The sequence below is a fragment of the Bacillus sp. P4_D3 genome (assembly GCF_056401855.1).
Genome location: NZ_JBFUIN010001347.1, coordinates 1 through 526 on the forward strand (window position 1 = coordinate 1; position 526 = coordinate 526).

Consider the following 526-nt stretch of genomic DNA (forward strand, 5'->3'; position numbering starts at 1 on the left):
CGTCTGAGCATAGTCCCCTAATTTCATAAGATAAATAGAAATAATAGGTCCTATACTAGTTCCTAAAAATAAAATGAAAGTATAAATAGAAACTGCTATTCCCCTTGATTTTCCTCCTAATTGGCTGACAAGAGAAACTAAAGACGGAACGGATATAGCAATACCTATTACAAAACAGACGCTCATCATTACAAGTAGCGGCAGGTTCGAAATAAAGCCCATTGAACTTAGACTAAAAATAGAGACCAACAATCCGCCTTGAAGAACTTGCCTTACTTCGAACCTCTTTGTTAAGCGACCCGCAAGTGGTGACAGCAACATACCAAATAGCCCTGCTAAGCGAAAATAAAGAATTTGTTCTGGAGTTAAATTGTAAGTAGGAGAGCTCAAATAATTCCCTAAAACAGTATACATATTAACAAAAGCCATTAATAAAACAAAAGCAATCATATAGCTCAATACTAAGCTTTTATGTGTAAAAACTTTACCCATCTGTTTAATTGGTCCCAAAATATCAGTATAGGAT

At 35.0% G+C, this 526-nt stretch carries 1 protein-coding gene; it reads right to left on the bottom strand.

The features are described 5' to 3' along the window. The coding region (locus AC1DTM_RS31255; RefSeq protein ID WP_477001795.1) for an MFS transporter at positions 1-526 on the bottom strand (526 nt) is incomplete at both ends.